This window comes from Pseudoalteromonas sp. SG41-2, from assembly GCF_014164535.1.
Taxonomy (GTDB): domain Bacteria; phylum Pseudomonadota; class Gammaproteobacteria; order Enterobacterales; family Alteromonadaceae; genus Pseudoalteromonas; species Pseudoalteromonas rhizosphaerae.
Genome location: NZ_JACJFK010000009.1, coordinates 157,416 through 182,844 on the forward strand (window position 1 = coordinate 157,416; position 25,429 = coordinate 182,844).

Below are 25,429 nucleotides of genomic sequence, written 5' to 3' on the forward strand. Positions count from 1 at the left end.
CGGGGCGCCGTGGGTGACGAGTGACCGAAACGAAGTTTCGCAGCGCGAGGAAGTGGAAGCATGGATGCTGACAGGAACCCAGCTTCAGGGATGAATTACTTGCAGCAGAGTCAACTTTGAAAATCGATCGCCCCTTGGTTGCCGCCAGCAATCTGGCAAAAAACCTCGAATAGAGGTTTTTAATCCCTTCCCCAAAACGATATAAATTCACGGCTAAAGCCAATTTCTACACTTTAAAAGCGAGAGGTAAACTCCCGCCTACACCACGACCTAAAAATTTAAAAGCTTCGCTTTTCGCGCGAGCAAGCTCTGCGCCTACAAGTTAAAGCGCGACTACAAACTACTCTGCAACCACTTGTTTAAACCGTGCGAATGTTCGCATGCTTTCATCTGCAATCATTACCTCGTAATCAGGGTTTTGAGCAATTAGCTCATATTGCCCATTAGGTAATTTATTAACTTTACGCAGTAAATACTGCCCTTCTCCGCCTATATCATCTCGCTCTATGGCAACTATTTGGCCACGTAGCGATCCTGCTTTATCGGAGGTTATAAGCTCAAGTAGCAGTAAATCACCATCGAGTATTGGGTGCTTACCGCCATTCATTGAGTTACCTGAAGCGTGCGCTAAAAAATGTACTTGCGGATCGAGCTTGCCCACGCCAAGTGGCGCATCCATTAATTCCATATCACTCTCATCCCCTGTTTTAAAATGCCCACAGGCTATTTTAATATTAGGGAAATACGGTAGCTTAAGTGCGTTAGCTTGCTCATTTGAGACAACATCAGTGTGTTTCAACTCAAGCTGAGTAACATTATCAACATGTTGCTCGCTATGTTCTTCACTTACTAGTGCTTTAGCTTTTAGCCGTTGGCTGTATTTAGCTAAACTATATTCAACCAGCTCTAACACGGCGTTATTTAATAATTCGAGTTTATCTGCGGGTACGTCAAACGTGGCTTTTACTGTGTCGTTTTCTAACGTAAACCACTGCGTGCCATCTTTATTTTTACTTGTGTAAGCTTTGATTGGGTTTTTACGCCAGTAGCTTTGCCATATTTGTGAATCAGCGGTGGCTTGTTGTTCTTTAATGGCTAAATCGTGATGTTTTAAATTTGGATAACGCGCTAAGACTTTAGCACTCATTAAAGCAAGTGCAGCAACCGTTGGGGGAATAGCAAAACCATTTAATGCCACATAAGCTTCAAGCATAATAGCTTTGAAACATTTGGTCATACTGGTTGTTTGTATGCCTTTATGCAAAAAGTCATAAAATGGCGCTAGTTGCTCAGCGCTTTGTTGTGCATCATCATCAATTTTTTGTGTTTTAGCTATTAACTCAAACCAATTGGCGTACTTACGAGTTACCCTTTTTATATCGTGGTAGTAAAACTCACTTAAGGTAGGTAAATGCCCGAGTTGTTCGGCAAGTTGAGTTATATCTTCAAGGACTGTGGTGCCCTGCGCTTTAGCAAGTTGTTGCCAAAAGTCAGTGACTTTTAAATCAATATTTATAAAGCAGCCGTTAGCAAGATTTGGCTTTTTAAGCTTTTTCACTACACCACTTGGCGTAGTTTCATGTAGTAGCGCATAAGGCTTATTTAAAAAGCTATGGTGGTTACCAATAAAGTCGAGCACCACTAAATGGGTTTTACCTTCTAACGTGCGTAACCCTCGACCAAGTTGCTGTAAAAACAGAATTTTAGAATCACTTGGACGCAGCATTAATATGGTATCGATGCTGGGTAAGTCAGTCCCTTCGTTAAACAGATCAACGGTAAATAGTACTTCAACTTGACGCTGTTCTAATTGTTTAAGCGCCTCATTTCTGCGTACTTTTGATTGGCTGTGTACTGATAGTGCTTTTACACCCGCTTTATTAAACGCATCAGCCATGTAATCGGCATGTTTGGTGGAAATACAAAAGCCTAGCGTACGTTGTTGTTTGTATTGCTGCCACTGTGCAAGCGCATGATCGGCACGTTTTTGTGTCGCAAATTTGTTTTCTAGTGCTGCTGGATCAAATCGACCATTACGCCATGGAATGGCTTGGTAGTTTACGTTTTCGTCCCAAATACCATAGTAATGAAATGGCACTAACGTTTTTTGATCAATCCCTTGCGTTAAGTTTCGCTCAAACACTAAATTGTTGTCACACAATCCTAAAATATCGGCTTGGTCGGTTCGTTCTGGCGTGGCGGTTAAACCAAGTAAAAATTGTGGTTCAAAATAGTTTAATAGCTGACGATAAACACGTGCGCTGGCATGATGAAACTCGTCAACAATGATGTAGTCAAACGCCGTTGGTGCAAATTGCTTTAAATGATTACTTCGGCCAATTGTTTGAATAGAGGCAAATAAACAGTCGGCGTTTTTGTCGCGGTGTTTACCGTTATAGAATCCCGTTGAAAGCGGCAGTAGTTCAGCAAAAGTACGCTGTGCTTGTAAAAGTATTTCTTCACGATGTGCGACGAATAATACCCGTTTAGCTTTGAATTGTTTAACATCAAACGCGCTTAACCATGTTTTACCCATGCCTGTTGCTAACACCACTAAGCCACGCTTAAACCCCTCAGTACGCGTTTTCGCTAAGGCATTAAGCGCTTCAATTTGAGCTGGCCTTGGTGTTTTAGCTTCGCTTTGTTCAATAATTTGTTCCGCTGTATCGGCATGATTTACTGTTACAAACTGCTGTACTTTACGCCTAGCAATGTAGTTATCAATCCATTCATGGCTTAAATGTGTAACAAACTCGTGGTTGAAAATAGCGTAAAAAGCATTACGAATACTTAAAAATTGCTGCGCTGCTTGGCTTGTTTTTGGCTGCATATAATCGTGTCTAAAATTCCACTCATGACCTTTAGTAAGTGCACTGGCGCTAATGTTACTTGAGCCGATAAAGGCACAACCAGACGTAATTTCGCTGGTGTCGTTTGTTTTGACAAAAATATACGACTTCATGTGAAAGCTTTGGCTGCTCTGTGTTTGGTAAATACGCACATCAGCACCACGATCCACTAATACCATTAGCTCTCTCAACGCATTAGGTTGAGTAATATCAAGGTAATCGGAGGTTAACAGCTTTAGTGTTGCGCCACTTTGTAAAGCTTCATTGAGTGGATCAAATAACAAAGCCAAGCCACTGGGTTGGATAAATGACACTGTGATTTCAATCTCTGTGGCATTATTTATTGCATGTACAAGATTAGGTAATAGCGGGTCATCGGCACCCGTAATAAGCTGCTGCTTATTACTTTGCAATTGGTGCTGTTCGTTAAAACTATTCATTTATTAATTCGCTGCGCGTTAATAATGCGTTGAGCCACACTTCGCTTTCGCGCTCTGGCCGCTGATCAACACTTTGCCATTGTTTTAGTATTTTAAGTTTAGTGTGATGAGTAATGAGCGCAGTTAGGCCGTCTTCGTTTAAATCGGTAAATTCGCGGCCGTTATGCACGCGCTCTTGCGTGCCATATTTAAACGATACATACAAAACACCGTTTGGTTTTAGGGCATTTTGCAGTTTTAAAAACACCTGCGGTAACTCTACTTTTGGAACGTGCAATAAGCTGGCGCAACACCAAATGCCATCGTACTTATTAGTACAATTAAGTTGCTGAAAGGTTTTAACCTCAACGGCTTGCTGTAAGTAATTACTGGCTAACTTTGCAAGCTCGGGACTTGCGTCAAATGCGCTAACAGTAAAATCTTGCTGTTTAAAATACATGGCATCGCGGGCACTACCGCAGCCTGCATCTAAAATATGGCCGTGTTTGGGGATAAGCGGTAAAAACTCAGCGTAAAGCGCCGACATATCAACATTAAGCGTTGAATCGCTGAAGCTTTGTGCGTTTTGGTTGTAGTAACTGAGTGTTTTAGTGGTCACTTGATATACCGCTCCATGGCTAATTAACAATACTTAACTACTAGAGCGTTAAGCTTTCATTAAGTTTAACTCTAACCTAACATGAAAATGTATTAAAAACATAGAGTTTTCCGATGAGTACCAAGTACATAGCTGCTAATTAGCAAAAATTAAGAATTTTGTATTGGTTATATTTATTGAGCGAAGGTGCTAGGTTCTAGGGAAGTGACTAGGAGCTAGGTATGCGCGCAGCTCGTTGCTCGCAACTCGTTACCTTCTCTGTGTAGCGCAGCGTCTCGGTGGTAAAATTAATTTTAAGTGATTTATTCACCACAGAGATTAAGAAGCCTGCGCTTTAGAGAAAAACATAAAGAGTCTAATGTAGGTCGTGCTTTAGCGCGTCAATTTTCAACATTAGACATTGTCGCCATAAATGACGACCTACAAGGAAATGCTAAGATTAGCGCGCAGCTCGTTGCTCATTGCCCGAAATCGGTTTATAGGGTGATATAAGTACGAGGGCTAGATGACAATACAAGTCAAACTAGAGTTAATCTAAACTCTAGTTTGCTTCAATTAAGTTAGAGGTCTACAATTAATAACATTATAAGTATGAAATTGTAGACCAAATGAATAAAGCAGAAAGATTATTAGCAATACTAGCTAGCTCTGTTAAAGCAGGTGGCGGTATTCATACCAGTGCAGAATTGGCTTTTATGATGGCTGAAAAACCCACTCCTGCATTCACTAAGTTTCTGACTGACAATGTTAATAAAGGACTATTAAGAAGAGTCTGCAATGGTATTTTTGAAAGCACGCTCACGCCACCTGACCCCACCACCGCGATTTATAAAATAGTTAAAAAACTACGTGGCGACGTTTTAAATTACATTAGCCTAGAAAGCCAACTCAGTTACACGGGCGATATTTCGCAAATATTAATGGATAGGTTAACGGTAATAACGAAAGGTCGTAGTGGCACATTTTCAACTCCGTATGGGGTTATTGAGCTGACCCATACAAAAAAACCAATTGATAAATTTGCGAAAAACCTATATTTCGATAAAAGCATCAAGATGTACCGAGCAAATACGCTGCAAGCGATTGCGGATCTAAAAGCCTGCAATCGCAACGTACACATGCTGGAGAACTAAATGTTAACAGAATATATACGCCAAATTATAGCTGCAAATCCAGAGTACGCTGGCGTCACGCCTGTGATTGAAAAAGAAATTCTTCATCACGACATTATGGCTGCAATGGTAAAACAAGGTGTTATGCCTTCGCTTACTTTTATTGGTGGCACCTCACTTCGTTTGTGCCATAACAGTTCTAGATTATCTGAGGATTTAGATTTTAATGGTGGGCATAACTTCAAGCCAAGTAGTTTCAGTGGCTTAGAAGTTGAAATCCAAAAATACATACAAAATAAATATGAGGTGCAGGTATGGGTAAATAAACCAGCTGAAGATAATCAAGCTAATACTTCATCTTGGAAAATAAGTATCGAAAAAGAAAGTAATCGTCCTGATCTTCCCCGCCAAAAAATGCATATAGATATTTGCGCTATCCCGTCATTTGATATCGAAAAAAGGCCATTAATAAATCACTATAATATTGTCGCGCCAACAGAAGGTTTGCTGATCCCTGTACAATCATTAACGGAAACGCTTGCAGACAAGTTTATTGCATTAGCCTACCGTGCTAGGCGCATTAAACCGCGCGATGTATGGGATATAGTATGGATAAAACAAAGAGGTGTTGCAGTATCTAAGCAACTGATCAATAAAAAGCTTGCGGCCAGGGGTAAAACCAACGAAGACTTTATTGAGGCACTGACTATTCAATTAGACAAGCTACAGCATGACGATGAAGTTCGTAAAGACTTCAATATTGAAATGAGCCGTTTCATTCCAAATCAAATCAAAGAAAGAACAATCGATAACCCTGATTATTGGCCATATGTACAATCAGAAATTAGTACTATGTCACTCTCAATCCTTAATAATGGTATTAAAAATAATAAGTTTGATATGGGGAGCTAACTTTAAGGCCTACAAAAAAGCACCTTAAAGGTAATATTTTGTAGACCAACATTAACTGTTCATGTGCAAACGATCTTTAAGTAATTTATTCACAAAGAGGCTGTGAGGTTATAGGGAAGTAGCTAGGTGCTAGGCTGTTTGCACAAGCTCGCTGCTCGTAACTCGAAGCCGTTATCTTCTCATTTACCCTCGTTCACTTCTCATTGTGCAAAAAGTTATTAACTGACTGATTCACCACAGAGGTTAAGAGACGCTGCGCTTTAGATAAAGAATATAAAGAACGCGTCAGCAAGCTTAACGCCTACGGTAGTACAAGGAGCTGGCTTGGATTAGCCCGCAGACCGTCGCTCGAAGCACTTTTTATCTTCTCTGTGTAGCGAAGTGCCTCAGTGGCCCTCGGTGGTAAAAGTGGTTTTAAGATAATCACGGCTAAAGCCAGTTCCTACGACAATAAAAGGAGCTAGGTGCTAGGGTGAGCCCGCAGACCGTAGCTCGAAGCCAACAGCTTTTGTCCGCTCATTTACCCTCACTCACTTCTTTTTGTGCAAAATGCCTTTAAGTGATTTATTCACCACAGAGGTTAAGAGACGCTGCGCTTTAGAGAAAGAATATAAAGACCGCGTCAGCAAGCTTAACGCCTACGGTAGTAAAAGGCGCTAGCTAGGATTAGCCCGTCGCTCGAAGCACTTTTTATCTTCTCCGTGCAGCGAAGCGCCTCAGTGGTAAAATAGGTTTTTAAACAATCACAGATCGAAAAAGCTGCTAGGTTCTAAGGAAGTGACTAGGTGCTAGGATCATTGCGTCGCCCGTCGCTCGCATCTCGGCACTGATCTTTTTAAATCACCTTGCAGATAAGTTAAATACCGCCAAATAAATCATTATTAGCTTAATGACCGACTATCGAGTCATTAATGTTGCACTTTATTTACTTTTTTCTTAGCCAAAACAAGCTGCCTTCGGTGGCTATCCAAGCTTGTTTGCCAAGTGAATTTAGGTATATACCCACTTCTTCTTTACTGCCTGGGCTGTAAAAATGAAACTCCTCAGATTTTAGTTTTTCTTGCCCGGTGAGTATTTTTATAAAATGTTTATTAAGCTGTTTAAGTTGCTTTTTGTATTGCTTAGCTTTGCTAGAGTCACCATGTTTATGAAACTCACTCAAGGCGCGGCTTGCTGTGGCATGGAGCTCTTCGCTGTCGAAGTCGGCTAAAAACGCATCCAGCTTTTGCCACTGGCCTTTAATAATGTAGCAATTCATTAGCCAATGGCGATTAGCTTGATTATCCATGGGGTTTAGTTGCCAAAGCGCTTCAAATTCGTCAATAGCGTATTGTATGTTACCTTGTAATGCGTTGATTTGTGCACGATGCGCTCGTAACATCATATAAGGGCGTGTTTCGTGGATCAGCCAAAAGTGGCCTTGGTTCTGTGCTATGTATTGCTCTGTAATAACACCTTCAAACAGTTCCAGTAACGCTGCTATAGGTTCAAATGCGCTTGGAGTAAAATCGCTAAGGATTGCTTCCATTAATTGATCAATCACTTCGTCGTCGAGCACTTTACCAGCAAAGTCATCGTTGTGGTGTTCACCTGCAAACTCTTCCGCAAATTGTTCGTTAAACGCGGCTTCGTCTTCATCTGTCCAGCTGGGGTCTTCAATAAAACGAACGCTATAAAGCACATCGGCTACAAAATAGCTGTAGTTCTTTTTATAGGCTTGCGCTAGGCCTTGGTTGTCAGCAAATTTTTTAACTGCAACTTGTTCAGAGCTAAATGCACTCAGTACTTCATTTAAACTCGTTAGCAGGTCTTTTTGGTGTTTGTTTAGGCTGCGTTTGTCGATAAATTTAAGTGCTTGTAATGCCCCTTTACAGTAATTAGGCAGTGGCATATTAGCTTTGAGTGAATCGCGGTAGTCGGTTTTCGATAAGCTGCATTTAGTGGGCATTTTAAGGTCTTCGGTCATCACTTTATGCATGCTGTTATTGTAATTTTCCATCAGGCTTTCGAGGTACTTTAACTCAGTGTCTGTTGTAAAATTAATGTCACCTAATAGGTCTGACTGCCATTGGCTGGGCATTATTATGTCGGGCAGTAAGCCTAACCCTAAAAAATAACCTTGGATAAAATAGTAATCTGGTTTTTTATCGCTTAATACAGTTAATTTAATGACATCACTGCGTATTTTGGCGGGCGACATAGCTTGTCCTGCTCTTTATAAGTTGGCTCTAGTGTACCAATTGATTTATGGGTTACAAGATTATGGCGCGAAATTTTCGATAAAAACAACGATAGGAAGTTGATTAAGTTAATAACAAAAAACCCAGAGCGGTACGCTGGGTTTTTTGTTATTCGTTGAACTACCAAGTATTTAGTTATTCAGCAACACATTCAGGCCAATCATAGAATAAGCTTGATTTGTTGGCTGTGCGCCATGTTTCATATACGAAGGTGATTTCAGGAATTTCTTTAATGTTAAAAGAAAAATGAAAACCTTCAGATGCTTCTTCGTTACGAATACACGCAACCACAGGCAATATAGTTTTAAATGCAACTGATTTGCCCTTTGCTATTACTTGCTCATTTTTTAGATTTTCGAAACGCGGTGTTAAGCTTGCTAACCCACCATTAATATGGCGCACCTGTAAATTTTCAATGGTGTAATCTGCATCAGTGGCGGTTAATGACCAGCTAATATAACCCTCTTCAAGATAAGGTTTAGAGCTGGCACTAAAGTCATTCGCAAAGGGTGGAATATTCTCATACGGTAATGGATACCATAGGCTTTCATTATCTTCGTTGATGCTACGTAAACGTACACCTGTAGCCTCTGTGAGTGGGTCAACGTCAACGACAAAGTCATACTGCGGCGCATCATCAATTAGGTCTGTTGCAGAATAACGGAATGTATATTTACCTGGCTTTGTAAATACTTGCCCACGGGTATTTGGGCAATCTGCTTCACTTGGGTTGCTAGTAAACTCGCCGCCTGCTGGTGTACTGACAAGCTCTTCATGAGTGAATACTTCATCGCCATCGGCATCAACGGTTACTGGCCGATGTAATAACGACATGCACGGTAAAATTTGATAGTAGTCTTGGCCAGGATTTAAGCGTCCCCAGCTACGCGCCCATACAACGGAACGGATCTCTGGAGCGGTATTGGTAAATTTAGCTAAACCACTGTCTTGTGCATACGCCTTAGCAAATAAGCCACGGTCATCTTCTACAATTAACTGCGCGGTATAAGATCCCGGCACATCGGTGAGCACTTTTGCACGACGGTATTCTTGGCTTTGTGGTTCAATTACCGGTTCGATAGTCGCATTACTGCCATCAGGCTTATCTGTTAACTGCCAATGAAAGGTCAGTGGATCATCATTAGGGTCGCTACTTGATGCATCAAACACTAATGCATCACCCACCAGCACTGACTTTGATTGTGCATCAACGCCGCCAGTTGCAGGTTGACCGTTAACGTTACCTATTTTAGCTTGCATGCTGGCATCAACTGAAATTTGGTTTTCGCCGTCAGAGACAACCATACGTACTAAATAACTGCCGGCTATATCAAGCTTTTGAATCTTTTTACCCATAGGTTTCCAAGAACCAATATCCACTAGCTCTGCAATACTTCCTTGCGGTTTTTCAATAAGCGTAGCTGCAATAATTTGTAACGGCTCGCCTTCTGGATCATAGCCGGTAAAATTAAATTCAGCTCTTAAGCCTACTTCTTGTTCACCAATACTATTAGATGGGTAATAGCCGGTTGCTAATAATTTACCGATCGGTGGGGTATTGCTAGTCGCGTTAGGATCTTTTTTGACGGTAACTGTAACTTCTTTTTCTTCACTTTTTCGGGTGCCATCAAATACAAATAGTATTAATTTATAACTTGCCACAGCTTGTGGTGTAAAACGCACTACAGCCGTTTTTGTACCTGTAAGCTCTGGTAGTGGTACATTTTCGGGATCCGTTGCTGAGCGTGACGGCCATTGCCAGCGATATTGTAGTGGCTCCCCTTCAGGGTCAATGCTGGCTGATGCATCTAAGGTAGCTTCTTCACCTAGGATAATAGTTATGTCGTCGGCTTTAGCCACTGGTGGCGCATTACCTTCTGAAACGCTTACCACAACTTGTTTTGGTTCACTTGCTACGTCGTTATGAGTCACCACTAACTGCAATGTGTAATCACCGGCTAAATCAACAAACAGTGTGCTTTGGCTTTGCTCTGCGTTATTTAAATAACCCGCACTGTCGGTGGGCTTTTCCATAAGCGTCCATTGGTATAGTAATGAATCGGTGCCACCTGCTGGGTTTACACTTTGGCTACCATCTAAACCTACGCTATTAGTGCCTAAATTAACACTATGGACTGAGTCAGTAATTGCGACTGGATACGGGCTGGTTGCGCTTAGCGTGATACGCGCGGCTTCGCTATTATTTGCCCCGTCATTAACAATTAAACTCACAACATAATTGCCTGGTAAATCTGCAGTAAAGTCTGTTGTTATGGTATTGGTGTTGGTGATATTAGCAGTACTTGTTGCTGGTCGTTCAATGAGCTGCCATTGATAAATTAAATCTGTTCCCTCTGCACTTGTACTCGCCTCAGCATTCAGCGTGACTTTTACCGCGCCATCCTTTAGTGAGAATGCTGATTCTGCTGGCGATTGCAGCTCAACAACCGCTGTTGGTTTTTGCTCTGTTGTTTGTGTACTGTCTTTGTTATCACTACCGCTACCACAGGCTACCATAGTAAGCGAAAGCCCGACTATGGCTATTGCGCCAAATAGTTTTTTCATTCTTTTGTACTCCTTGCTGATAGGTGTTATCAGTTAAAAATTATAAGTTAAGCTCAGCCGTGCAGTTCTTCCTGGTGCAGGTACTAAACCTAAACTTAAAGCGTCGAGGTAATAACGATCTGTAACATTATCGATGGTAAAATCGAGTGTTGTGTCGTCGTTAAATTTATAACTAGCGTAGATGTCTAAAAGGTTATAACTGTGCCAAAGTACCGGTTCATTAAACCCTGTAGGTGCGTTATAGCGAGGAATTGAGTTGCGCTCTCCCATAAATGTGCCACGCAGCCCAGCTTCTAATTGCTGCTCAAATAAACGTAAGCCAAGGTGAGCACTGGCGTGCCAATTTGGCGGGATCATGTTATTGATATAGCTTTCAGGAAGGCCCCAATCATTACAGTAGTAGCGCACATAACTGCCTACATTACATACTTCAATCTGGGTATAATGCGTGCCGCTAATCTCAGCAACCCAGTATTTTGTGTCGTAGCTAAAATTAAGCTCCCAGCCATTTAAATCTAGGCTGTCAATATTTCGCATTCGAAAAAAATCATTGAAGCCGCCTTGTTTTTGCTCCCACGCATTGGGTTGCGTACGGGTTAAATAATCATCAACATGATTTTGGAAATAGGCGAGCTTAAAGCCCACTTTATAGTTATCTGTTAGTAATGAGTCGGTTAAATAATTAAGGCCAATTTCTTGGTTTTTAGCATGCTCTGGCTCTAAAGGGATATCTAAAACGGGGCTGACAGACCAACCTGAGGTACTTTCGAATAGGCTTGGCATACGCAAAGCTTCACTGTGGCGAATATAAAACTGCAGTCCTTTATATGCCTGCCACTTTAAAGCAACCAATGGTGCTGTGCCTGAGTGGCTATTTTCATATTGTACTTCTAAGCAACCACCGGCTCCGTCAGACACACAAGCAGGATCGTTGTTAGTAATGGTTACTGGGTTATTATCTTTCGATGAAAAGTGCGTAAAACGCAGTCCCGCTTCGAGTGTCCATGCTGTTAAAAACTGCCAATCAATGGCTGTAAAAGCACTAAACTCTTTGCGCCAACCACTGCGCGACCCTGCATAGAACCCTTCGGTTTCAGGGGTGTCGGTATCCATGTCTTCATACTGTGCGGCAACACCATAGCTCAGCGCTAGTTCGCCCGCTGAATAAAACATCATGGTATTACTTACATCAGTTCCAAAGCGCTGATAATCATCGCTGCGAGCAACATTATCGACTATATCTACTGAGCCGACACCAGGGGTATTTAAATGGGTAAGTGCATCGGTATGCCAAAAGTTGGCTTTAAAGTCAGCCCAATCATATTTGATTGGCTGCCAGCGATATCGCACTGTGTAAGTTTGATTAGTGACTTCGCTATCGAGCCATTGCCTTGCTTGACCAAAAGAGCGTATTTGCGATGGCATCATTTCGCCGTAGCTGCTGTTATAGCGTATATAACTCATTTCGAGGCTTTGATCGTTGGGCAGCAACACATTGCTTTTTAACAGCCAAGATTCACTAGAAAAATTGGTATTGGGGATGCGTTCATTGGCACGAAACCGTGATGCCCCTTGCATTGACACCGCCGTTTCGGTGTACCAAGCAAGTTTGTCGGGCGCTGAATAAGTTATTTCAGGTGCCGGGCCGTTACTACCGGCATAGTAATTACCTTGCTCGCGCTTAGCATAAGCAGCAATTAGATCGCCCCACTGAAAATGCTTAGCAGCAGCAAAGCTGCCAGCATAACTAGCAAACTCAAATAAGCTGGGCCTATCCATACCCTCCTCAGGAGCAAAGCTCTCTGGCATTATGTACTGCTCAGTACAATAACTCGAAAAGCGACACTGTGAACGATAGGCATTGCGTGGTAAATAATACCCTGCGTATGTACCTGGCTCTGGCGTATTAGCGCTATTACCTATGGCGCTAACACGTAATCTAAACCCGCTGAGCTCACCCTCTTTAACAATATCATCAGCCGACAATGTACTAACGCTCACCAAGCCACCTGTCGCCCCAGTGCCATCAGCACTCATGATAGGGCCTTTACTGATTTTAACAGAACCAATCAAATCGGGATCAATGTAACTGCGGCTCGATACACCAGAATAGCCGCGATACACGGTGGTTTCTTGACGACTACCATCTATCACTACCGGTACTCGTCCTTGGCCTTGCATGCCACGAATATTAACATCAAGCCCGCCTGAGTTACGGTTTTCGCTGATCAAAACACCGGGGGTACCTTGAAATATATCGCCAACACTGGTTCCTCTAAAGCGTTCAATATCTTGCTGGGTAATTAGGTTTACTGATGCGGCTTCGGTATAGGTTTGATCTTTTAGATCCCTATTGCGACTTTGCACATTAATGGTATTTAGCGTGATCAAATCTTGGGTGGTTTTTTGTTGCACTAGCCATGCGCTATTACTAACAGGTAAAGCTTGTAGATTGGTATTGCTTAACAGCCTTTGTAAGGCTGCCTCTATGGTCATTTCATCGGTTATTGCAGCGACTGAAAAACCACCGACAACACGCTCTTCAAAGGATAAAGTCACACCCGCTTGGCGTGAAAATAAAGTCAGTACATCACCAAGCTGGCCTGCGGGAAGATCAAATTTGATCATTTTTAATTGTGATGTTGCAGGTACCCCTTCAGCTAAACTTGCTGAAGGGGTAATCACCAACAAACCTGTGACTACGATGAGTAAATTTAACGCTGCGCGGGGCATAAGTGGTTTCCTATTTCTTTAATGCATACTTATATGACGCATGAAAATAGTAATCCCGTAACTCTAAATGATAATTATTTTATATTTTTTCCTGATGAACTAAATACACATGACTATGAGCGAATTTCGGCCCACCAACGGGTTCTGTAATGCACACTTGCCCGAGCGCTACGAGCGACTGTTTTAAGGATCAGGTGAGTGTCATTTAACTGAAAAACCCCAGAGACAAGGTAATCATTTAAACTGGGGGCAATTTTTATAAAACCACGGTGATAACGAGATAGTTCAGCTAAAAAAGAATTGATTGACATATTTCGCACTGACAACAGCCCTGCTGTCCAACTACTGTAATCAAATATATGATTGTCTAACTGTTGCATTGAATTTACGGTAATTTTATATAGCTCGCCAGCCTTGATCGCCTGATTGGTAAATAAGCCATTTGCTTGCGCGAGCTTAACACTGCCTTGCATAACTTGAACTAAAGCATGATCGGCTTCATTACGCACAAAAAATTGTTTGCTGTCACAAAGTAAAGTTCCGTGCTGTAACGCCACCTGCACAGGCTGCGTATTAGCTGAAGCTATAAATTGCATTTCTCCTCGGGTTAAATGAATGTATCTATTGTGAGCATTAAAATTCAGTTCAACAGTGCTGTTATGATTTAACCAAAGCTGGCTATTATCGGCGAGCGTAAATAATTGCCGTTGATAGGTAGTTGCGTGATCTGCGTTAAGGTATTGCCATGCCCCCTGTTTGTCTGCCAACCAGCTTACACTGGCAAGTCCTAGTGTGGTTCCAGCGATCCTTTTTAGCGCCTGGCGACGACTCATGCTTTGTATATCATGATCGGTTTTTTTTAAGGTCATGTGAGCAATACGACCATTTTTTTTACTCACCCCGGCAAATGCAGCCTCCATGTTTTCTATCCGTTGCCAGGCTAATTCATGCATCGGATCGGCAAGCCGCCATCGCCTATATTCAGCCATATCTGCAGACTGTGCGTTGCCCGACTCTAAACAAATACGCCACGCAATCGCTTGCTGTACGACTTGTTCTGGTAAAGGTGTTTTTTGGGCACACGTATTATTCACAATCGCTTACTCTATATCACAGTATGTAAGGGTGTAGCACTCTAACATCGCTTTCGCCATGTATTTTTCAATAGATGATAGGCTCACCTTGAGTTGCTTTGCGACTTCTTTATAACTGAGCCCGTCGAGTCTAACCATTAAAAATGCTGTTTTTTCGATTGCTCTCAAACCACTCAATAATTTATCTATTTGCTCTAGTAAACTGAGCAGCTGTAGTTGCTCTTCAGGCGAAAAATAGGCTGCTTCTGGCATGCTTCCTAAAAATAATAAATAGTTTTCTTCTAGAACTTTGCGACGAATGTTATCGGTTACTAAGTTTCCGGCAACTTTTGTAAGCCATGCTCGCGGACTTTGTATTTCGTTATACAAAGAGGGCTTATTAAGTAAACGCATAAATGTATCTTGAGCGAGATCTTGTGCATTATCTTTGTTGTAGGTGCGTCGAGCGATCCAGCGAACAAGCCACTCATGGTGTTCTTGGTAGAGCGCATTAAACCCTACTGAGTTAGCGGTAGTGCTAGTCAAAATTTAACTATTCCTGTAGCATATTTACCGCGAGTATAAATGATTTTCATTCCTATTCAAGTTAATTTAGATATTCTGCAAACATTATTAATAAAAAATTTATTATTCTTTTGATGAAAATCGGATCTCGTTCGGCATTAGTTATATAGCCAATAATTTGTCCATCAAAACGATGCGGCATATTGATCAAGTATGTTGGTGTTACATCGCCACATTTACAAATTACGTAAAAATTAGGGAGCAAAATGTTTATAAGAACTATGTTATTTGTGTGTTTAATGGGTGGTGGAACGTCTGCGGTTCACGCACAACAAGCGGCGCCGTCAACAGCCTCCAAAGTAGAAGTTACAGGTAATGCTGTTACACCAGAGGTGAATACAAATACGCTATCAGCTAAATCTTTAACCGTAGGATCTGACCTTGATACAGACACCAATACCACGGTTAGTGTTGACGAGGCGGCTTTTGATCAACATGACTTATCGCCAATCGGCATGTACAAGGGCGCTGATGTGGTTGTGAAGAGCGTAATTATCGGGTTACTTTTAGCATCGTTAGTCTCATGGGCTATCTGCATATTCAAATCTGTACAGTTAAATATTGCTAAGCGAAATGCCAAAAAATTGCTTAAACATTTAATTCAAAGTGAAAGTTTTGCAAAGGCCAACCACACTTTATTACTACAACAAAGTGATGCCTTAACACTCCTAAAAGCAACCCAACATGAGTTACAACTAACTGGCGAAGGACTTACTACTGACGAAGGCTTAAAGGAGCGATTAGTCGCGCGTTTAGAGCGTGTACAAGCAACGCTAAGCGCAAATATGAATCAGGGTACAGGCATATTGGCAACGATAGGCTCTGTTGCACCGTTTGTCGGTTTGTTTGGTACGGTTTGGGGCATTATGAATAGCTTTATTGGTATTGCTAAAACACAAACAACTAATTTAGCCGTAGTCGCCCCTGGTATTGCAGAAGCTTTATTAGCAACGGCTCTGGGGTTAGTTGCAGCGATCCCAGCCGTTATTATGTACAACCATTTTTCTCGTGTAATTGGCAGTTACAAAGCACAGTTAGCCGATATTCTGACCGCGATCATGATACTCGTGAGCCGAGATCTTGACCGAAAACATCCTGATGCAAAACGCATAGCCTACCTACTTAACGATGAAGACGCTGCAAATGCAGTATCTAAAGAGCTTTAAAATGGCATTTAGTAGTAACCGTACCGATAGCGATGAATTACAAGAGCAGCATGAGATTAACGTCACTCCGTTTATTGATGTGATGCTGGTGTTGCTAATAATTTTTATGGTGGCGGCCCCATTAGCCACTGTCAGTGTGCCAGTTAAGTTGCCTGCTGTTGCGGCACCAACCCAACCGAAAAGTGATGATCCAACTTACCTTACTCTACAACAAGACCTTACTTTAATACTTGGCGAGGGAAATAAAATAAACCGACAAAATTTGGCGCAAGCACTAAAACAACATGGTATTGGAACACAGCAGCAAATTTTGATTCGTGCAGATAGCAAAGTTGAATATGGTCAGTTCATGGCATTAATGAATCAATTAACTAAAGCCGGCTACTCACAAGTTGCTTTAGTCGGTCTTGAACATGAAACGGATGTTGCCCAGTGAGTTTATTCGCAGGAAACGATACCAGCGCTTCTCACTTGGTGCGTTGGCATGTTGTAGGCGCTTTTTTTATCGCCGCGATGCTTCATGCCGCCATTGCGGGTTATTTTTTAATGCCGACAGAGCATAACAATATCGTACCCATGCAAGCTTCACCGCAGGTGTTTGAAGTCAATATTGTGGCAGCCCCCAAAGCGGAGCCATCGGCACTTCCTGTCGGACCTGCGCAACAAGAGTCAGCACCAGTAAAGCGGCAGGTAAGCAAGCCGACAACAACAATAGATAAACCCTTGGTAAAGCCATTACTCGAAAGCAAATCTGACTTTACCATTAGCGATAAACAACCTGAGCCAGCACCAAGTAAACCAGTAGAGAAATCTAATCAACAACAAGAGCAAGATCCACAACCGACTCCGCTGCCTGATAACACCAGCATAACAGGAGCCAGTGAACACTTGGTAGAGCAAAGTAGTGCTCCTTTGGCTATTCCAGTGAAAGAGTCAACAGTCGCATCTGGTCCGGTAAAAGGTGCTTTAAGTGAACAGCAAAGTACAGCTAAACAACTATGGCAAAGTGCTATTCAGATCCACCTAGAACGAAAGAAGCGCTATCCACGAATGGCAAAGTTAAGGCGCCAACAAGGTGTTCCTTGGGTGAGTTTTACCATGGACAGAGCAGGAAATATTTTAGATGTCACATTATTTAAAGCAAGCGGAATAGCTGCATTAGATAATGAGGTCATCGAATTAGTTAGACGTGCTGAGCCCTTGCCCGTCCCTCCAGAAGAAGTTACAGGGAACCCAATAAAAATGGCCGTGCCTGTGGCATTTTTTATTCATTAACAGCTACTTGCTGTGCTTATTACGAATTACTGAAATATAAAACTAAGGACATACAATGATTGCAGACCAACATGTTAACAATGAGATTAATACGCCTTCATTAACAACACTATTTAAACTCAATACCACGACTATTCACGATAGCCTTGATAAAACGATTATGACTAAGCGACCGTTTGCAAGTTTAGACCGTTATGCTTTATTTTTAGAAGTTCAATATCGATTTCATTTGGCTATTGCCCCTCTTTATAGCGATACTAATTTAAGCCGCTTAGTGAGCGATCTGCCAACACGGCAGCGCCTAAGCCATCTTGAACAAGACTTACGCGATATTAACGTCGATCTGAGTGAAGTGACAACCAGCGTTAACTTAGTGCCGGTTGACTACCCAGCCTCACTGGGTTGGCTTTATGTATCAGAGGGGTCTAATTTAGGCGCTGAGTATTTATTAAAAGCAGCAAAACGTATTGGCTTATCAGAAGAATTTGGTGCCTCGCATTTAGCACCAGCAACAATTGGCCGCGGGCAATCATGGCAAGATTTTACAACGGCTTTAAATACGGTTGAATTAACTAAAGAACAACAGACACTCGCAATTAATGGCGCTCGCGATGCTTTTAGTTTGGTTCGTAGTGCTGTTGATTGTGTATTTGTTTAAGTAAAACGTGAGCTGCAAGTGCATTAAAATTAAGCGATAAAGTATGAAGCGTACAGGTAAGAAAAACTCGATGTTAGTTATTAGTAAATTTAAGCAAGTGACTTATTTATTAAGTGGCTTCGTGTTAACCGTAATGGGGATTGTCGGTGCTTTTTTGCCGATAATGCCAACAACAGTATTTCTTATTGGTGCTGTTTTTTGTTTTAGCCGTTCATCAAAGCGCTTTGAATCTTGGTTAATTAATCACCCTCGCTTTGGTAAAACACTAATCAATTGGCAAGCCCATGGCGCTATTTCTAAGTCGGCAAAAGTAATGGCCAGTTTAGGTATGGCTGTTGGGTATGGATTATTTTACCTAAGCGCGCAACCTTCTTTATTACTGGCAACTGTTGTCGCGCTTTTTATCGGTGGCAGCGCATATTACGTTTTATCTCGCCCCTTACCACCAAAAGACTGCTCGTGATGGTTGCCACTTAATTAGGCGCGAGATTGATAACCTCGTCCCTAAGTAAAAACAGAGGGAGTTAAGGTATCCAGTCAGCGCTAGCTTGTTAGCTACAGCTAAGTAAACAACTCACCTTTAAGCTGGTCCTCAGGCAGTAGCGGTTTAAGTTACCCTGTCACCAGAATATTTACTCAACAATGACCGTATTCTTTACGAGCAAATTGTTTGAGTATCATGCTAAAACTCTGAGTTTTATCAAATATAGCTAGCTCAGGCTCAGTGGAAAAGTAAAAGTGACGGTAATACCTTGCTCTGGCTGACTATGTATTTTTACATCGCCCTGAAGAGCTTGGGTGGCAAGGTTATAAACAATCGCCATACCTAAACCGCTGCCGCCATTGCCACGAGTGGTGGTAAAAAAGGGTTCAAACACACTTTGTAATACGTCCTTGCTCATACCGTGGCCGTTATCGCTATAGCGTAATGTGTAAGTGTGTTGCTGGGTATCTAGGTGAACGGCTATATTGATATGATTATCTTCGCGATCTTTAAAGCCATGCACACAGCTGTTACTAACCAAGTTCATAATAATTTGGCTTAAAGCCCCCGACACTGTGATAAGCGTTAATGCTTTGTCGCACTCAATTGTGGTGGTTACTTTGTGGCTGCGGGTTAATGGGGTGAGACTATGTATTGTATTAGCTAAGTAGTCATTTAACTTCACGGTGCTAATATCAAGAGAAGATTGATCGACCGCTGTTTGTTTAAAATTACAGATCAATGCTGCGGCTCTATCAAGATTACTACTGGCAATGATTAAACACTCATTAATATGCGCGACAAATTTTTGCAAATTGCTTTTCGATAATGTGTTGTCATTTAGCTGTTGAGTTAGTTGTTTAAGATTATCTGTTGCCGAACTATTGGCGGTAACGGCTATACCTATTGGCGTGTTTACTTCATGGGCAACACCTGCCACTAGGTTTCCTAATGCGGCCATTTTTTCCGCTTCAATTAGCTTTTCTTGGGTACCGGTTAACTCTTCCAATGTTTTTTGTAAGGTATTCGTTCGCTCAATCACCCGCTCTTCTAGGCGATGATTGGCAACTTCTAATTGTTGCTTAACTAAACGACTTTCTTGCGCCGACAATGCGCGGCCATAAAGATCAGCAAGTCCACTCAAAAAAGTGCATTCATCATCCTCCCATTGCCTAAAACTGCCAGTATGTTCACAACAAAAAATACCGATCATTTCTCCTTTGAATCGGATCGGTGCATCCAACATTGATTTTATTCCTAAAGGCGTTAAATAATGCTCTGAAAATTCAAAGGTAGCGGGATCAGTATGCGCATTATTAGCAATGATCACGCGCTGAGTATCTAACGCAGAAAAATAAGCCGGATAGTTCTCACGTGATAATATGAGGCTTTGGTTTACATTGTTGTTCGCGCGGTCAAACAGTAACTGACAATGACACTCGGTATTATCTTTATTAAATAACCAGATGCTAGCACGCGTATTATTTAAGCCATCAATAATGGCATTTACAATTAATTGTTCTGCAAGCTCTATATAGCCATCATCTAACGCTGATGAAGTAGACACTTTATAAAGTAATTGCACAAGCTGTTGCCGCATTGAATACACCTTCCCCAAACTATGGTCATCAATTTAGTTTAGTTGATGAAATTAAATCCTACCTCAACAATTATAATGCTTTAAATATTAAGACGTTGTTCAGATATGTTTGGTTATTATAAACACTCACTCCTGTTGATATCCCTGACGACTTTATGTTGTTTAAGCAGTTTTACCAGCTCTTCTTAGAGCTGGTTTTTTTTTGCCTGTTTTTAATGGCTTCATTTTCTTCCATTACAGCAATGCAGCGATTACCAAGCACACAGCAGTAAAAACAACCTCGAAAGATCAACCCACCCTAGTTACTAATAGGTAGTCATGTTACAGTTTCAGTAATTTACTTAGCACTTTAATTTATCGACTAGGCAGTAGTATGCGTCATTATTTTGTATCAATTTTACTTCTTTTTGCCACTTTAGTGGCAGCTCAGGCACAGGCACAAGAGTCTCGCGCTGTACCCAACCTGCAACATCAAAAACAGGCACTCAAAAAACTCCAAGAGCCGATGTACAGACCCTTGATGGAACGCTATATTCTTGATGAACTCAAAGCGGTACGCCAAGATCAGCAAAAACTACGTGAAGACGTTACCAAACAAGTCACTCATGCTCAGCTTGATACCGCTGATCGCGCACTGACTTACACCACTGATACAATTAATAATGTATTTTTTATCATCACTGCCACAGCCTCTATTTTGGTACTGGTTGGTTGGAACTCGTTACGTGATGTAAAAAACAAAGTAGAAGATATTGTAAATACCCGTGTCAGCGTGATCACTAATGAATACGAAGCACGGTTGAATACATTTGAAGAAAAGCTACGCGAGCGCTCTGAAGAAATTTTAAGTAACCAACAAAAAATATCTGTTACTAATGAAGTCCACTCTTTATGGATGCGCGCTAATTTAGAAAGCGATATAGCCAATAAGATCGAAATATTTGATGAGATTTTAAAACGTAAACCCGAAGATGTTGAAGCTATCGCTTATAAAGCCGATGCATTACTAGAGCTTAATGAAACAGCTCAGGCGATAGAGTTGTGTAACCAAGCCTTGGATATAGACAGTGACTACGGCTACGCTTATTGGCAACGTGCATGTGCCTATGCGTTGACGCATAAACACGCTGATGCGTTGGCCGATATTAAAATGTCGTTGGAGTATTCACCCAACTTACGTAATGAGCTATTGCATGAAAGTGCATTTGCCAGTTTGCACGACAATAGCAGCTTTAATGCGATTGTATCTGGCGACAATGATTAGCGTTCTAAGAAGCTTTCTATTGCTTGAGTGAGTAGTTCATCGAGTTGCTCCTCAAACTCATCTTTGTTGGTTTTAAAGTGCGCTAGATATGCCTGTGCATGCTGATCAGATAACAGCCGAGCATTAATACTGTATTCGCGCTCGGCTTTAGTTTTATCAAACCGCGGGGTAAAGTGGTACAAAGCAAAATAAGGGGCAACCAATTGCTGATTAGCATAATCGCAAAAGCGTTCTATTGTTTGCGCACCTGTTGGTCCTAAACAGCCAGGCTCTACACGATAAAGTAACTTAATTTTTTTATCATCACTAATGTCCATACTCGTCGCGGCCCCTTTATTTGCCTATATAATCTGCCTATTAATGCTCTATCTAAAAAAGAGCACTTTAGTTATTTTGCCGTTTTCAACTTGATAGCTAGAGATTAACTCCCCGCGCTTATCAACTACATTTGGATCTGTTGAACAGGTTTCTGACAGTTCATGATCGATAACGATATTACCGTGTACAATGCGTTTAATTGGGGATGATTTTATACACTTTAATTTTTTAAACATTATCCCGTAACGGGCAATCAGTTTTTCTTTGCCCTTAAACAGTAACTCATTTGGAAAGGCATAAAACTCTACATTTTCATCATACATACTAATAAATGCGTCGATATTTCTGGCGTTGTACGCCTTAATTAATTGCTCGATAACGGCTAACGATTCGCGTGACTGTTTGGCTTTAACTTGTTGCTTGAGTGTTAGCGCTTCTTTAGCTTGGATCACCGCTTGCTCTGCTTGTGCGACAGCAAGCTGTTTTTCTTGTTGCGTTTTAGGAAGCTCAGCAGGTTTTGCCGCTTCGGTGCCAAGTACCTTACTGGTATCAACTTCAGGCTCGCTTGGTTTGCTGGTGTCTGTTTTAATTGGCTGTGTTGGTTCAACATTTACAGGTTCAGCTGATTGCTCATTTTGCGGGGTTAAAGTAATCACCGCAGGGCTATCTTGTAATTCAACCTCAGTTGATTTAGCTGAGGCTTTACTCTGCACTGACTTTTCTTCACCAGCGCTAGTGTCAGTCGTTTTTACTGCAGCAGGTAATTCAGCTGCTTTTGTTTCAGTTTTAGTCGGTGGTTCAACTACTTCAGCTGCAGTTGCTAATAATTGCCACGCAAGTAACAAACTGACTAAAAAAAATAACGGTTTCATACTGTTCCTGAATAATTTAAGAAACTCTAAAATAACAAAATTTACCGGATCGCGATAGCTTTTTACCAATACTGCTCAACGGTGATTTGCCCAGGCTCCCGACGACGATTGCGAGTGTAGCCTTGCTCGGTTAATAATGCGCTGGTGTCTTTAACCATTTGTGGATTACCGCAGATCATAAATTGACTATTTTGCGGGCTAACTACACTGTCACAATGCTTAAATAGAGTGCCATCGGCGATTCGATCAGTAATGCGCCCATCTAAGCCGACAATTGCCTGCTCGCGACTCACTACGGGCAGATAACTCAATTGCGGATACTGCTGCTGCAACTGCGCGATTTTTGCTTGATAACTTAAATCTGTATTCAAGCGCACACCATGCACTAAGGTAATATGCTTAAACTGCTGCCACACATCAGGCTGCTCTAAAATGGATAAAAACGGCCCAATTGCGGTGCCGGTACTAAGCATAAACAACTGTTCACTAGCGGGAATTTCATCAATAGTAAAAAATCCACTGGCGCGGCTTTCAATCATCACTGTATCGCCAGGTTTAAGCTTGGCTAATTGTTGTGATAATAAGCCATCGACTACATTAATTAGGTAAAACTCTAAATCGGGAGAGCTTGGTGCATTTACGTAAGAATACGCTCGTGCAATACGTTTTTCATCCATCATCATAGAAAGCTTAGTAAACTGCCCTGCTTTAAACGGCTCCACATCGGCATTCACAATTAAACTAAATAACGTATCAGTCCACCAAACAATATCTTTAACACTCGCTTCAACCCAATTAGACACAATTAACACTCCTTAATTATTGCTTTGTATAACAGTGGCAAGAGTGCACAGCATTGTCAATGTTTGCGAGTTTGCATTCACTTATAAGGAGTGCGAGTTTGCGAGTTTTATCAGAATGAATTTTTAAACGCGGTAGTCAAGTACTTCGTCTCTTTACTTGTAGTGGCTCATATCTGATCTGACACTTTTATTTGCTGGTTTAGATACCATCTGACAGGCCGCTTCAGACAATTTGCGGACGTTCAACTTGTCTTTTAAATTCGAGCCTGTCAGCGATAGCTGTTATTTTACCCATTTACGCTTTTTATTTCAGTATACCGAAGGGTCTTCCCCGTCCCACAACTTTAAATCAGCCAATATCTCAAAGGTTGCATAAGTAAAATCATTTACACTTAGTGACACCGAATTGCACATTCCAACAACAGACGTTTGGGTGTCTGGTCTTCGAATGTAGCTGGTGCCTGTTCCAACCCAACCACCGTTGTGGAAAAAATAGCGACCATCGGTATTTTGCCCATTGGCGTAGTACCATTTCCCCTCATCGCTCTCTGGCACATTCACATTTGGCTTATTCATTAGCGCAATTAACGCTTTAGGATCTTTGCCCAACTTAGGATCATTAAAGTGATTATCCCATATCAGCATGTCATCTATGGTGCTGAATAAGCCTCCATCACCAATTGTGTGTAAAGCAGTCAAATGATTGCGTTGTTTTCCTGCTTCAGGCGAACGGTATCCGGATGCTCGGTTAGGAATAATCTCTTCGGCGCTATCTGAAAAAAACGTATGATTCATACCAAGGGGCTTAAATATACGCTTATTGGTGAATTCGCGTATCGTCAATCCACTTATTCGTTCAACTAATTTTGCCAGAATGATATACCCGTGATTACTGTATTCCATAGTGGTATCAGGTTCATGTACAAGCGGAAAGTCTTTAATGACAGAATAGTACTCTGAATTTGATACGAACTGTTCACTCCCAATAAAAAAGCCGCTTAAGGAAGACTCACGAAGTGTACTTAGGTGATCTTCAAAATCGCCCAAACCGCTGAAATGTCCGAGTAGTGAGTTGATGGAGATCTTTTTTCCATATTCTTTTAATTCTGGCAAATGCTGGCGAATATCGTCAGTGAGCGCGATGGCGCCATCATCAGCTAACAGCAAAACAGCGAAAGCTGTAAATTGCTTTGATACCGACGCCATTCTGAATACCGATTGACTACTGAGCGGTATTTGGTGTTCAACATTAGCTAGTCCATAGCTCTTTTTGAATATAAACTCTCTGTTCTGAATTATACCTATAGAACATCCAGGCCCATCTGAGCTAATGCTCTTTTCGGCAATAGCGTCCATTCTTTTTTCTAAAAGCATTATCTGATTATTTTGTGCAACAGCTTTACCTGAATTTAGTAGTAGGCCAATAGTGAGCGCCTGAACTAATCTGTGCATGAGTTATCCCTATCTAATTGTTTTCGTGTAAAAACGTTTGCTTTCCATGTGAACTGATATGTGAGATAAATTAGCATTTCAGATTTTTCGTATCACACTATCAATTTTTTCAGCTGTATAACTGTACACTGTATTTGTATGATAGAGAATGCGAAATATCCGCTTCACGTACACAAGAGACTGTCAGATTTGATATAACTCTACCTGTGAAAGTGTCAGGTTAAATGGCGACTAATCCACTTTACTCCCACTAACATTACCTGTACTAGCTCAGACTTTACCCTTGCTAACTTTACCCTCGCTAACTTTCCCCCTGTGTCAGGATAGTTGTCGCCTCTAACTTTTAATAGAGGCAGATAAAAATGAGACGTCGATTTACACAAGAATTTAAAGTTCAAGCGGTTGAAAAAGCATTATCTCAATGTGATGA

Annotated in this window: 20 protein-coding genes; 8 read left to right on the top strand and 12 right to left on the bottom strand. The window is 41.5% G+C overall.

The features are described from left to right. Positions 1-340: 340 nt before the first annotated feature. Positions 341-3,289: a DEAD/DEAH box helicase family protein gene (locus H5186_RS09380; RefSeq protein ID WP_182794399.1), complete on the bottom strand. Its 2,949-nt coding sequence runs from the start codon at positions 3,287-3,289 to the stop codon at positions 341-343. Then, positions 3,282-3,887 carry a bifunctional 2-polyprenyl-6-hydroxyphenol methylase/3-demethylubiquinol 3-O-methyltransferase UbiG gene (locus H5186_RS09385; protein WP_182794400.1) on the bottom strand — a complete coding sequence of 202 codons (606 nt, stop codon included), beginning with the start codon at positions 3,885-3,887 and terminating at the stop codon, positions 3,282-3,284. Before H5186_RS09385 ends, H5186_RS09380 begins: the two co-directional genes overlap by 8 nt. A 608-nt stretch (positions 3,888-4,495) precedes the next feature. On the opposite strand from H5186_RS09385, the gene abiEi reads away from it, so the two are divergent. After that, positions 4,496-5,020 carry a type IV toxin-antitoxin system AbiEi family antitoxin gene (abiEi, locus tag H5186_RS09390; protein WP_145238776.1) on the top strand — a complete coding sequence of 175 codons (525 nt, stop codon included), beginning with the start codon at positions 4,496-4,498 and terminating at the stop codon, positions 5,018-5,020. Beyond that, the gene (locus H5186_RS09395; protein WP_182719369.1) at positions 5,021-5,911 is read left to right on the top strand and encodes a nucleotidyl transferase AbiEii/AbiGii toxin family protein; all 891 of its coding nucleotides are present in this window, start codon (positions 5,021-5,023) and stop codon (positions 5,909-5,911) included. A 925-nt stretch (positions 5,912-6,836) separates the two neighbouring features. Here the strand turns inward: H5186_RS09395 and H5186_RS09400 are convergent. From H5186_RS09400 to H5186_RS09420, 5 genes are all read right to left on the bottom strand, one after another. Further along, positions 6,837-8,111 (bottom strand): lipopolysaccharide assembly protein LapB, encoded by a 1,275-nt coding sequence (locus tag H5186_RS09400; protein ID WP_149981990.1) that lies wholly within the window; start codon positions 8,109-8,111, stop codon positions 6,837-6,839. A gap of 175 nt (positions 8,112-8,286) precedes the next feature. Next, positions 8,287-10,716, bottom strand: a complete 2,430-nt coding sequence (locus tag H5186_RS09405; protein ID WP_182794401.1) for a PKD domain-containing protein — start codon at positions 10,714-10,716, stop codon at positions 8,287-8,289. A gap of 33 nt (positions 10,717-10,749) precedes the next feature. Further along, positions 10,750-13,449, bottom strand: coding sequence for a TonB-dependent receptor (locus H5186_RS09410; protein WP_182794402.1), 2,700 nt, complete (start codon positions 13,447-13,449; stop codon positions 10,750-10,752). A 113-nt stretch (positions 13,450-13,562) separates the two neighbouring features. Then, positions 13,563-14,543, bottom strand: a complete 981-nt coding sequence (locus tag H5186_RS09415; RefSeq protein WP_182794403.1) for a FecR domain-containing protein — start codon at positions 14,541-14,543, stop codon at positions 13,563-13,565. A 6-nt stretch (positions 14,544-14,549) separates the two neighbouring features. Beyond that, on the bottom strand, positions 14,550-15,068 hold the full coding sequence (locus tag H5186_RS09420) for a sigma-70 family RNA polymerase sigma factor (protein WP_149981994.1): 519 nt from the start codon (positions 15,066-15,068) through the stop codon (positions 14,550-14,552). 245 nt (positions 15,069-15,313) lie between these two features. Between H5186_RS09420 and exbB the strand changes: the two genes are divergently transcribed. Genes exbB through H5186_RS09445 form a run of 5 tightly spaced genes read left to right on the top strand, consistent with a single transcriptional unit; the run spans position 15,314 to position 18,669 of the window. Beyond that, positions 15,314-16,273 carry a tonB-system energizer ExbB gene (gene exbB / locus H5186_RS09425; RefSeq protein WP_182794404.1) on the top strand — a complete coding sequence of 320 codons (960 nt, stop codon included), beginning with the start codon at positions 15,314-15,316 and terminating at the stop codon, positions 16,271-16,273. 1 nt (position 16,274) lies between these two features. Then, positions 16,275-16,709, top strand: coding sequence for a biopolymer transporter ExbD (locus tag H5186_RS09430; protein ID WP_182794405.1), 435 nt, complete (start codon positions 16,275-16,277; stop codon positions 16,707-16,709). After that, positions 16,706-17,548, top strand: coding sequence for an energy transducer TonB (locus tag H5186_RS09435; RefSeq protein ID WP_182719362.1), 843 nt, complete (start codon positions 16,706-16,708; stop codon positions 17,546-17,548). Before H5186_RS09430 ends, H5186_RS09435 begins: the two co-directional genes overlap by 4 nt. 55 nt (positions 17,549-17,603) lie before the next feature. Beyond that, complete coding sequence (locus H5186_RS09440) at positions 17,604-18,206, top strand: biliverdin-producing heme oxygenase (protein ID WP_182794406.1); 603 nt, start codon at positions 17,604-17,606, stop codon at positions 18,204-18,206. Positions 18,207-18,249: 43 nt separating this feature from the next. Continuing rightward, positions 18,250-18,669: a YbaN family protein gene (locus H5186_RS09445; protein WP_149981998.1), complete on the top strand. Its 420-nt coding sequence runs from the start codon at positions 18,250-18,252 to the stop codon at positions 18,667-18,669. Between the two features lie 247 nt (positions 18,670-18,916). On the opposite strand, the gene H5186_RS09450 is transcribed toward H5186_RS09445, so the two are convergent. After that, on the bottom strand, positions 18,917-20,290 hold the full coding sequence (locus H5186_RS09450; RefSeq protein WP_182794407.1) for an ATP-binding protein: 1,374 nt from the start codon (positions 20,288-20,290) through the stop codon (positions 18,917-18,919). A gap of 373 nt (positions 20,291-20,663) precedes the next feature. Between H5186_RS09450 and H5186_RS09455 the strand changes: the two genes are divergently transcribed. After that, positions 20,664-21,554, top strand: a complete 891-nt coding sequence (locus H5186_RS09455; protein WP_149982000.1) for a TPR end-of-group domain-containing protein — start codon at positions 20,664-20,666, stop codon at positions 21,552-21,554. On the opposite strand, the gene H5186_RS09460 is transcribed toward H5186_RS09455, so the two are convergent. The 4 genes from H5186_RS09460 to H5186_RS09475 form a co-directional block, all read right to left on the bottom strand. Beyond that, entirely contained in the window at positions 21,551-21,871 is a 321-nt protein-coding gene (locus tag H5186_RS09460; protein WP_182719357.1) for a hypothetical protein, read from the bottom strand. The two genes, H5186_RS09455 and H5186_RS09460, sit on opposite strands and share 4 nt — an antisense overlap. Positions 21,872-21,919: 48 nt before the next feature. Further along, positions 21,920-22,744, bottom strand: coding sequence for a nuclear transport factor 2 family protein (locus H5186_RS09465; protein WP_182740590.1), 825 nt, complete (start codon positions 22,742-22,744; stop codon positions 21,920-21,922). A 62-nt stretch (positions 22,745-22,806) separates the two neighbouring features. Continuing rightward, positions 22,807-23,547: a ferredoxin--NADP reductase gene (locus tag H5186_RS09470; RefSeq protein ID WP_182719355.1), complete on the bottom strand. Its 741-nt coding sequence runs from the start codon at positions 23,545-23,547 to the stop codon at positions 22,807-22,809. A 309-nt stretch (positions 23,548-23,856) separates the two neighbouring features. Continuing rightward, the gene (locus H5186_RS09475) at positions 23,857-24,999 is read right to left on the bottom strand and encodes a serine hydrolase (protein WP_182768383.1); all 1,143 of its coding nucleotides are present in this window, start codon (positions 24,997-24,999) and stop codon (positions 23,857-23,859) included. Between the last annotated feature and the right edge of the window lie 430 nt (positions 25,000-25,429).

Bases quoted from the DNA above. Each gene is read 5' to 3' on its own strand.
- H5186_RS09380 (WP_182794399.1), bottom strand. From the start codon at position 3,289: ATGAATAGTTTTAACGAACAGCACCAATTGCAAAGTAATAAGCAGCAG.
- abiEi (WP_145238776.1), top strand. From the start codon at position 4,496: ATGAATAAAGCAGAAAGATTATTAGCAATACTAGCTAGCTCTGTTAAA.
- H5186_RS09395 (WP_182719369.1), top strand. From the start codon at position 5,021: ATGTTAACAGAATATATACGCCAAATTATAGCTGCAAATCCAGAGTAC.
- H5186_RS09400 (WP_149981990.1), bottom strand. From the start codon at position 8,111: ATGTCGCCCGCCAAAATACGCAGTGATGTCATTAAATTAACTGTATTA.
- H5186_RS09405 (WP_182794401.1), bottom strand. From the start codon at position 10,716: ATGAAAAAACTATTTGGCGCAATAGCCATAGTCGGGCTTTCGCTTACT.
- H5186_RS09410 (WP_182794402.1), bottom strand. From the start codon at position 13,449: ATGCCCCGCGCAGCGTTAAATTTACTCATCGTAGTCACAGGTTTGTTG.
- exbB (WP_182794404.1), top strand. From the start codon at position 15,314: ATGTTTATAAGAACTATGTTATTTGTGTGTTTAATGGGTGGTGGAACG.
- H5186_RS09430 (WP_182794405.1), top strand. From the start codon at position 16,275: ATGGCATTTAGTAGTAACCGTACCGATAGCGATGAATTACAAGAGCAG.
- H5186_RS09440 (WP_182794406.1), top strand. From the start codon at position 17,604: ATGATTGCAGACCAACATGTTAACAATGAGATTAATACGCCTTCATTA.
- H5186_RS09445 (WP_149981998.1), top strand. From the start codon at position 18,250: ATGAAGCGTACAGGTAAGAAAAACTCGATGTTAGTTATTAGTAAATTT.
- H5186_RS09450 (WP_182794407.1), bottom strand. From the start codon at position 20,290: ATGCGGCAACAGCTTGTGCAATTACTTTATAAAGTGTCTACTTCATCA.
- H5186_RS09455 (WP_149982000.1), top strand. From the start codon at position 20,664: ATGCGTCATTATTTTGTATCAATTTTACTTCTTTTTGCCACTTTAGTG.
- H5186_RS09460 (WP_182719357.1), bottom strand. From the start codon at position 21,871: ATGGACATTAGTGATGATAAAAAAATTAAGTTACTTTATCGTGTAGAG.
- H5186_RS09465 (WP_182740590.1), bottom strand. From the start codon at position 22,744: ATGAAACCGTTATTTTTTTTAGTCAGTTTGTTACTTGCGTGGCAATTA.
- H5186_RS09475 (WP_182768383.1), bottom strand. From the start codon at position 24,999: ATGCACAGATTAGTTCAGGCGCTCACTATTGGCCTACTACTAAATTCA.